The 8,401-nt window shown below is 69.9% G+C and carries 7 protein-coding genes; 3 read left to right on the top strand and 4 right to left on the bottom strand.

The window, feature by feature from the left end:
• Window positions 1–65: 65 nt before the first annotated feature.
• Both ABXJ52_RS13580 and ABXJ52_RS13575 read left to right on the top strand, forming a co-directional pair.
• Window positions 66–293, top strand: a complete 228-nt coding sequence (locus ABXJ52_RS13580; protein WP_367042212.1) for an MbtH family protein — start codon at window positions 66–68, stop codon at window positions 291–293.
• Between the two features lie 85 nt (window positions 294–378).
• Window positions 379–1,179 (top strand): alpha/beta hydrolase, encoded by an 801-nt coding sequence (locus ABXJ52_RS13575; protein WP_367042210.1) that lies wholly within the window; start codon window positions 379–381, stop codon window positions 1,177–1,179.
• A gap of 70 nt (window positions 1,180–1,249) precedes the next feature.
• On the opposite strand, the gene ABXJ52_RS13570 is transcribed toward ABXJ52_RS13575, so the two are convergent.
• Both ABXJ52_RS13570 and ABXJ52_RS13565 read right to left on the bottom strand, forming a co-directional pair.
• On the bottom strand, window positions 1,250–2,467 hold the full coding sequence (locus ABXJ52_RS13570; protein ID WP_367042209.1) for a hypothetical protein: 1,218 nt from the start codon (window positions 2,465–2,467) through the stop codon (window positions 1,250–1,252).
• A gap of 182 nt (window positions 2,468–2,649) precedes the next feature.
• Window positions 2,650–5,058, bottom strand: a complete 2,409-nt coding sequence (locus tag ABXJ52_RS13565; protein WP_367042208.1) for an MMPL family transporter — start codon at window positions 5,056–5,058, stop codon at window positions 2,650–2,652.
• A 362-nt stretch (window positions 5,059–5,420) separates the two neighbouring features.
• Between ABXJ52_RS13565 and ABXJ52_RS13560 the strand changes: the two genes are divergently transcribed.
• Entirely contained in the window at window positions 5,421–6,449 is a 1,029-nt protein-coding gene (locus ABXJ52_RS13560; protein WP_367042207.1) for an ornithine cyclodeaminase family protein, read from the top strand.
• Window positions 6,450–6,533: 84 nt separating this feature from the next.
• Here the strand turns inward: ABXJ52_RS13560 and ABXJ52_RS13555 are convergent, their stop codons facing one another.
• Entirely contained in the window at window positions 6,534–7,178 is a 645-nt protein-coding gene (locus ABXJ52_RS13555; protein ID WP_367042205.1) for a response regulator transcription factor, read from the bottom strand.
• On the bottom strand, window positions 7,169–8,392 hold the full coding sequence (locus tag ABXJ52_RS13550) for a sensor histidine kinase (RefSeq protein WP_367042203.1): 1,224 nt from the start codon (window positions 8,390–8,392) through the stop codon (window positions 7,169–7,171). Before ABXJ52_RS13550 ends, ABXJ52_RS13555 begins: the two co-directional genes overlap by 10 nt.
• Window positions 8,393–8,401: the final 9 nt, after the last annotated feature.

Here is an 8,401-nt window from a genome sequence, read left to right as displayed (position 1 = left end):
AAGACCGCGCGCAACCCGCGGAATCGGATTCGCATTTCTCTAGTCTCTCCAGAAGGAGCAATCGAATGAGCAGCAATCCCTTCGAGGACCCCGAGGGCACCTACCTCGTGCTCGTCAACGACGAGGGGCAGCACTCGCTGTGGCCGGCCTTCGTCGAGATCCCGTCCGGATGGAGCACCGCCCTGGGGGAGAGCACCCGCGAGGCGGCCCTGGAGTACATCAACGCCAACTGGACCGACCTGCGCCCCAAGAGCCTGATCGCGTCCATGGAGGGCTCGGGCGCCGCGGCCTGACGCCGCCGCGCGCAGTCATGCGGCCCGCCCGCCGGCACACCCGCCCGGCCGGCGGGCCGCCGGCACGACCAGGGAGACATGAGACATGCCGGTCATCCCGGTGAACGGAATCCGACTCAACTACCAGGACACCGGGCAGGGCGACCCCGTGGTGCTCATCCAGGGCACCGGCGGCGGCCGCACGGTCTGGGAGCTGCACCAGGTGCCCGCGCTCACCGCCGCGGGACACCGCGTGATCACCTTCGACAACCGCGGCATCCCGCCGACCTCCGAGTGCCCGGAGGGCTTCACCCTCCAGGACATGGTGGACGACGTGGCGGGGCTCATCGAGCGCCTCGGCATCGGCCCGTGCCGTGTCGTGGGCACCTCGATGGGCGCGTTCGTCACCCAGGAACTCGCCCTGGCCCGCCCTGAGCTGGTCCGCCAGGCCGTCCTGATGGCCACGCGCGGCCGCACCGACGTGCTGCGCGCACGGCTCACCCGCGCCGAGATCGCACTGCACGACTCCGGGGTGCGGCTGCCCGCCGAGTACGCCGCTGTGCTGCGCGCCCTGAAGTCCCTGTCCCCGCGGACACTGAACGACGACAGGGACATGGCCGACTGGCTCGACCTGTTCGAGCTCTCACCACCGGCCGGTCCCGGCCAGCGCGCCCAGATGGACATCAGCAACATGGACGACCGGCTCGCCGCCTACCGCGGCATCCGCGTCCCCACCCTGGTGATGTCCTTCGCCGACGACCTGATCACCCCGCCGCACCTGGGCCGCGAGGTCGCCGACGCCATCCCGGGCGCCGAGTTCACCCTGATGCCCGACTGCGGCCACTACGGCTACCTGGAGGACCCGGCAGGCGTGAACAAGGCGATCGTGGACTTCTTCGCACTCTGAGCGGACTTCTTCGCACTCTGAGGGGAGGCGCCACCGGCGCCTCCCCTATCCCCGCGTTCCGGCCGTACGGTCAGTCGGCATCCGCCCCCGGAGCGAGCGAAGCGGCGTATCCCTTGTACTGATGGCGCGGGGAGTGCAGGCCACTGGCCCACAGCGTCCCGTCCGCCGTGCTGGTCAGCGCGGACACCTCGGAGAACGTCCCCGCCCCCGGTCCGGGAACCGGCTCCCAGCGCGTGCCGGTCCAGCGGGCGAGGGCCTGGTTCTTGCTCTCGTGCGCGGTGAGCCCGGCCAGCAACTGCCCGTCGTGGAAGGCCAGGGCCCGCACGGCGAGGTTGTCCTTGCTCTCGTCACCGGTCGCCTGGACGGCGGGGACGAACGTCAGTTTCCACTCGGTGCCGCTGCGCCGCAGTGCGAAGGCCTTGGGCGGACCCGAGCCGTTGTCCGCCCACGGGTTGCGGTCGATGCCGCCGATCCACACCTCGCCGTTCGGGCCGGTGGTGACCGCGTTGGCGCTGCCCGAGAGGGCCGAGACGGACGGCAGCCCGACCTCGGTCCAGGACGAGCCGTCCCAGTGCACCGCATACGGTCGCGACTGGCCGTTCAGGGTGCGCTCGGTGGTCGAGCCGACGGCCCAGATGTCCTTCTCGGACACCACGTGCAGCGCCTTGAGGCTGGTCCAGTGGTTCTGGACGGGCAGCTGCGTCAGGGACCACTTGGTCCCGTCCCAGCGGGCGACCGCCCCGGGGATCGTCGCGTCACCCGCGCCGCGGTAGCTGCCGACCGCCCAGAGGGTGCCGCGCGACGTCGCACGGGCAGCCAGGATCTCCAGGTCGGGGTAGGTCCGGTCGGTCCACACCGAGCCGTTCCAGTGGTGCGCGCTGAAGTAGCCGCGGTCGTTGCGGCCCAAGCCCCACGCGTCGTCCGGCGCGGTGCCGGCCAGGACGTCGGTCGAGACGCCGGCCGGCAGCGGGACCGCGCGCCATGCGGCGGCGCCGTCCTGCCTGCTCCACAGGGAGTGGTCGTACTCGCAGGGCAGGCAGGTGCTGCTCGTCTGCACACTGCTGCGGGCGACCGCGGAGCCGCCGCCGAACGGCACGAACGAACTGAAGCCCCGGGCGGCGTCCGGGGCCTGTGCGGGCTGCCATCCGGAGGCGGCGTGAGCGGGGGCCGCCGCTGCCGGTGCCGTGAGGGTTCCGGAGGAGATCAGGCCGAGGGCGATCGTCAGGAACAGGAGCCTCAACTTCGGTAACAGGGCGCGTATCCCGGCTCTGCCGGTTGCTGTAGCCATGCCCGTCACCCTGGCAGCGCGGGGCTGCCCGGCGGGACACCGCTGGCAGGAAGCTGCAGACAGGAAGTTGCCACCGGGAGCCCGGGGCCGCGGACGGCGCCGGGGAAGAACGAAGAAAGGAGGGAGGACGTCTGGCCGGGGGTGCCAGGACGCCCTCCCTCCGTCGGAGGGACCCGCTCTACCTACTGGTAGAAGTCGGGCCGCGAGGAATCACGCGGCGGCAGCGGAGGCTGCGGCTGCTGGTAGGGCTGTTGGTGGTGCTGTTCCGGCTGCCGGTGCGAGGGCTGCTGCTGGTAGCCCTGCTGCCGCGGAGGCTGTTGCGCGTAGCCCTGCTGCTGTGCCGGCTGCTGCTGGTAGCCCTGCTGCTGCGCCGCGAACTGTGCGTACTGAGGCTGCTGCTGAGCCTGCGGGTGGCCCTGGGCGTCGGTGTCGGAGCCCGTCGGGGGCTGGCCGTGACGGCCGCCGGACGAGACGCGGCCCGGCCACCAGTTCCACTTGCCGATCACCGTCATCAGCGCGGGCAGGACGAAGATGCGGATCACCACGGCGTCGAGCAGGATCGCCGCGGCCAGGCCCACGCCCAGCTGCTTGAACTCGACCATGCTCAGCGTTCCGAAGATCGCGAAGACGCCGACCATGACGATCGCCGCGCTGGTCACCACACCCGCGGACTTCGTGATGCCCTCGCGGACCGCGTCCTTGACCGACGTGCCCTGCGCGGCCGCCTCGCGGATCCGGCTCACGACGAAGACGTGGTAGTCCATCGAGAGGCCGAAGAGCACCACGAACAGGAACAGCGGCAGCCAGGACACGACTGCCCCGGTGCTGTGGAAGTCCAGGAGCTTCTCGGCCCAGGTGTTCTGGAAGACCGCCGCGAGGACACCGAAGGAGGCAGCGGCGGAGAGCAGGTTCAGGAGGATCGCCGAGACCGCCACGGCCAGAGAGCGAAAGATCAGGATCATGGTGGCGAAGGTCAGGAGCAGGACGAATCCCACCACCCACGGCATGCGTTCCTTGAGGTGGTCCGTGAAGTCCACGCCCTGGGCCACCTTGCCGCCGACACCGTGCTCGGCGTCGGGCACGTCGGCCATCGCCTGCGGCAGCCAGGCGCGCAGGACGTCCAGCGACTCCTTGGCCCCGTCGCTCTTGGGCTGGAACGGCGTGCCCACGTTGACGGTGAACACCCGGTGGTTCGCGGACTCCTTGATCGTCGGCTTCTGGTCGTGCGCGAAGCGCTTGTCGTCCGCGGTCCGTTCGAGCAGCTTGTTCAGGGCGGCCTTGGCCTCGGCGCCCTCACCGGCCGGGACGCGCACCGAGACCTGGTGCACGGTTCCCTCGCTCGGGAAGGCGTCCGTGAGCCGGTCCATGGCCCGTACGACGGCGATGTCCCTGGACAGGTCGTCCGACCCCGGCTGCTTGAGCTTCATGTCGAGCGCGGGCAGGGCGAGCAGCACCAGGGCGCCCGCGGAGACGACGAGCGTGAGCCACGGCTTGGACAGCGCGGGCTTCAGGAGCACCGGCCACACCCGGGATTCGCCCGAGCGCATGGTCAGCCGCCACAGGAGCGGCACCTTCGGACGGTCGACCCACGAGCCGAGCCTGCCGAGCAGGGCGGGCAGGACCGTCAGCGAGGCGAGCACGGCGACCGCGACCACGATGATGGAACCCGTGGCGAGCGAGGCGAACGTGGGCTCGTTGGCCAGGTAGAGGCCGGCCATGGCGACGATCACTGTGGTGCCGGACACCACGACGGTGTGGCCGGAGGTCTCGGCCGCGATCTCGATCGCGTCGATGTGGGACTTGCCGCGCCTGCGCTCCTCGCGTTCCCGCTTGAGGTAGAAGAGCGAGTAGTCCACGCCCACCGCCATGCCCATCAGCAGGATGACGTTGGTGACCGCGCTGGTCTCCGGCAGCACGTGCGAGGCGAGCGTGGAGAGGCCGATGGCCGCACCCACACAGGACATCGCGAGCAGCACGGGCACACCGGCGGCGATGATCGCGCCGAACACGACCAGCAGGATCAGCAGCGTCAGCGGAAGGCTGATCAGCTCGGCCTTCTTGAAGTCCTCGCCGAGAGTCTCCGAGAGGCCCTTGGCCGTCGACCCCGTGCCCACCTGCTCGATCCGCAGGCCCGCGTTGGCCTCCTCCGCGGCCGCGCTGGCGTCGAGCAGCGGCTGTACGCGGGTGTCCGCGTTCTCGGTGTCGCCCTTCATGACCACCGGCACCAGGAGCGCCTTGCCGTTCGGCGCGGGCACCGGATCCCCGACGCTCTCCACGCCGTCGAGCGCCTTCATCCGGCGCTGCACGTCGGCGGCGGCCCGCTGCGCGGACTGCTTGTCCAGGGCGCCGCCGGACTCGGCGGTGATCAGGACGTTCTCCTCGGCCTTCTCGGTGAAGTCCCCGGAGGCCACGATCTTGCCCGCGCGGCCGGACTCGCGGACGCCCGACTCGTCGTCACTGATCTTGTTGGTGCCGGCCGCTCCGCCCAGGAACAGGCACAGGACGACGAAGGCGATCCAGAGTCCGATGGCCGTCCACGAATGTGTAGCGCTCCATCGCGCGATCCGTACCGTTGCCGGTTTCTTTCGCACCGTTTATTCCTTCCATTGCTGCACGGTCCGCCGGGAGCGGCTGTCCGCTGACGACGAGAGCAACGCTAGTGATGCGCCCAGGACGTGGATACGAGGTAAACCACCGCAGTATCCAGAGGTTTCCGCAGATCCGACCCTGCGGTTTCCCGCAGGGTCGACCCTGCGGGAAACCGTAAGGGAGCCGTAGAATCTTGACCCGCGCAAATTTCGGCCGTTACTTTCTAAAGGCGGATCCGAGTAATACAGCTTCTTGCGAAATGGCTCGATCCGGCGCGGATCGGACACAGTCTGGGCTCAAACCGAGCCGGATTGAATTCAATTGGCAGTTAAGTGCCAAGAGCGATGCTATTCGAGGGAGAAAAGTGGAAACCCTGATCCTCACCCGGCAGCATGTTGCCAAGCTCGTCCAGGAGAACGGCCGTGACCATTTCATGGACCGGATGATCGCCCGGCTGGAAGAGGTGTTCACGACCCCGGGACGCGAAGGCGTGACGCCCTCCCGGGAAGGGTTCCTCCGCGGCCCGGACGACACGGCGATCCTTGAGTGGATGCCGCATCATCAGCCGGGAAATTCCATAACGATCAAGACGGTGGGCTACACACCGACGAACCCCGAGACGTTCCAGCTCCCGACCATCATCGGATCCCTCACCCGCTACGACGACGTGACGGGCCGGCTGCTCGCCGTCGGCGACGGCATTCTGCCCACCGCGATCCGTACGGGCGCCGCGGCGGCCATCGCGAGCAAGCTGCTCGCGTGGCCCGACAGCAAGGTCCTCGGCCTGGTCGGCGCGGGCGCGCAGGCAGTGACGCAGGCGCACGCCCTCAGCCGGGTCTTCCCGATCGAGCAGATCCTCGTGTACGACATCGATGCCGTGCACGCCGCCTCGTACGCGAGCCGCGTGGACTTCCTGGACGCCGAGGTCCGCGTCGCCACGCTCGCCGAGATCGAGGCCCAGTCGGACATCATCTGCACCGTCACCTCCGTCGGCGTCGGTGAGGGTCCGGTCCTGCCGGGCGAGAACCTGCGCCCGCACGTCCACATCAACGCCATCGGCGCCGACCTCATCGGCAAGTTCGAGGTGCCGAAGGCCGTTCTCACCTCGTCCTTCGTCACCGCCGACCACGTGGGCCAGGCGCTGCGCGAGGGCGAGTGCCAGCAGCTGGAGGAGAGCGACCTCGGGCCCGACCTGCTGACGCTGTGCGCCAACCCGGAACTGACCGAGCCGCTGCGGGAGCAGACGACCGTCTTCGACTCGACCGGGTTCGCGCTCGAGGACCACGTGGCCTTCGACGTGTTCCTCGAACTCGCCGAGGAGGCGGGCATCGGAGACCGCGTCGAGCTCGAGCACCTGCCGGAGGACGCGCTCAACCCCTACTCCTTCGAGTAGGAGCAGGTGACCAGAGAACCCCCCACAGGCGACTGGCCCCGGACCCGCGGTGCGGATCCGGGGCCAGTCGTCGTCCGTGCGGCGTCAGGACTCCAGGTACCGCAGCACCGCGAGCACCCGGCGGCTGTAGCCGGTGGTGTGCGAGAGCTCGAGCCTGTCGAAGATCATGTTGAGGTTCTTCTCGACCGAGCTCAGCGAGATGTGCAGCTTCTGCGCGATGGCCGCGTTCGTGTGGCCCTGCGCCAGCGCCTCGATGACGCTGCGCTCGCGGGGCGTGAGGCGGGAGAGGGGGTCGGTGTGCGTGGTGCGGATGACCAGCTGCCGTACGACTTCGGGGTCGATGGCGGCGCCGCCCGCGTGGATCCGCTCCAGCGAGTCCAGGAACTCGTCGACCTGCGCGACGCGGTCCTTGAGGAGGTAGCCGACCCGTTCGGCGTTCGAAGTCAGCAGCTGCGCCGCGTAGTTGCGCTCCACGTGCTGGGAGAGCACGAGCACGCCGACGCCGGGCCAGCGCTTGCGGATCTCCACCGCGGCACGCAACCCCTCGTCGGTGTGGGTCGGCGGCATCCGGATGTCGGTGACCACGATGTCCGGCGTCTGCGTCTCCACCTCACGCAACAGCGAGACGGCGTCGCCCACCCCGGCGAGCACCTCGTGGCCCTCCTCGGTGAGCAGCCGGATCAGCCCTTCTCGCAGCAGGGTCGAGTCCTCGGCGAGGATTACGCGCACGGCAGCTCCGCGGTGATGGTGGTGGGGCCCCCGATGGGGCTGTGGACGTTCAGGCTGCCGTCGAGCGCGGCCACCCGGCTGTGCAGTCCGGTCAGACCGCTGCCCGCCGGATCGGCGCCGCCGACGCCGCTGTCGCGGACCAGGATGGCCAGGAACGTGTCGCACGCCTTGACGCTGACGAAGATGTCCTCGGCCGACGAGTGCTTGGCCGCGTTGGTCACGGCCTCGGACACGACGAAGTAGGCGGCCGTCTCCAGGGACGGCGGCAGCGGCTCGGGAACGTCGTACTCGATCCTTATCGGAATGCTGCACCGCTCGGAGACCCCGCCGAGTGCCTCCTGCAGACCGAGGTTGTCGAGCGCCGACGGATAGACCCGCCAGGCCACTTCGCGCAGTTCGGTGAGGACTTCCTGGGACTCCTTGTGCGCCTGCTCCAGGAGAGCGTCCGCCTGTTCCGGCGTCTTGCTGCGCCGGGCCCGGCCGAGCAGCATGGCCAGCGCCACGAGACGCTGCTGGACGCCGTCGTGCAGATCGCGTTCGACGCGCCGCCGCTCGGTGTCCACCGCGTGCACCACCGCGGCGCGGCTGGCGGCCAGTTCGTTGATGCGCCGCTCGAGGAGCTCGCGCTCGGAGGGCCCGAAGCACTCCCGGGCCAGCCGGGTGTCCAGGGCGGCCAGCGAGAAGAGGCCCTGTACGTCGAGGAAGAGCAGGACGCTGCCGAGCACCACCTGGGTCAGCAGCTCCTGCCAGGTCATCGTGGACCGGGCGACGCCCGCGGCGAGCAGCCCGGCCAGGATGACGCCGAAGACGAGCAGTCCGACCACGATGCTGCACAGCAGGCCGGTGTACGTACGGGCCGCGAGGTAGCGCAACACCTGCTGGTCGGAGGCGTGGTGCTCGGGGAACCTGTCGTGGAAGAAGACCGAGCGCCTCGATCGCTCCAGCGCGGCGAGCCTGCGGGCCCCCGCGACGAGCAGGGCGTGGGCCCTGCCGCGGGTGCGCGGCCACAGCAGGAAGGCGCCGAGCAGGGCGCCGGCCAGCATGAAGTACAGCAGGCCGAGCAGGGCGGTGAAGCAGCTGAGCAGGACACCGGCCACCCTCAGGAGGCGCGCCGTCGGCTGCACCGGGGGTGCGAGGGCGCCACCGTTCTCCGGCCGCGGGTCGAGCGGCGACGGAAGACGATGGGTGTCCGCGCCTGCCAGGTCCCCCTTCACGCCTGCCGA

The organism is Streptomyces sp. Je 1-332 (assembly GCF_040730185.1).
GTDB lineage: Bacteria > Actinomycetota > Actinomycetes > Streptomycetales > Streptomycetaceae > Streptomyces.
The sequence above is the reverse complement of the archived record's forward strand: the minus strand, read 5'-3'. Positions and strand labels throughout refer to the sequence as shown.

What these genes read in the sequence shown, in the direction of transcription:
- ABXJ52_RS13580 (WP_367042212.1), top strand. Translation starts at nt 66, where the DNA reads ATGAGCAGCAATCCCTTCGAGGACCCCGAGGGCACCTACCTCGTGCTC.
- ABXJ52_RS13575 (WP_367042210.1), top strand. Translation starts at nt 379, where the DNA reads ATGCCGGTCATCCCGGTGAACGGAATCCGACTCAACTACCAGGACACC.
- ABXJ52_RS13570 (WP_367042209.1), bottom strand. Translation starts at nt 2,467, where the DNA reads ATGGCTACAGCAACCGGCAGAGCCGGGATACGCGCCCTGTTACCGAAG.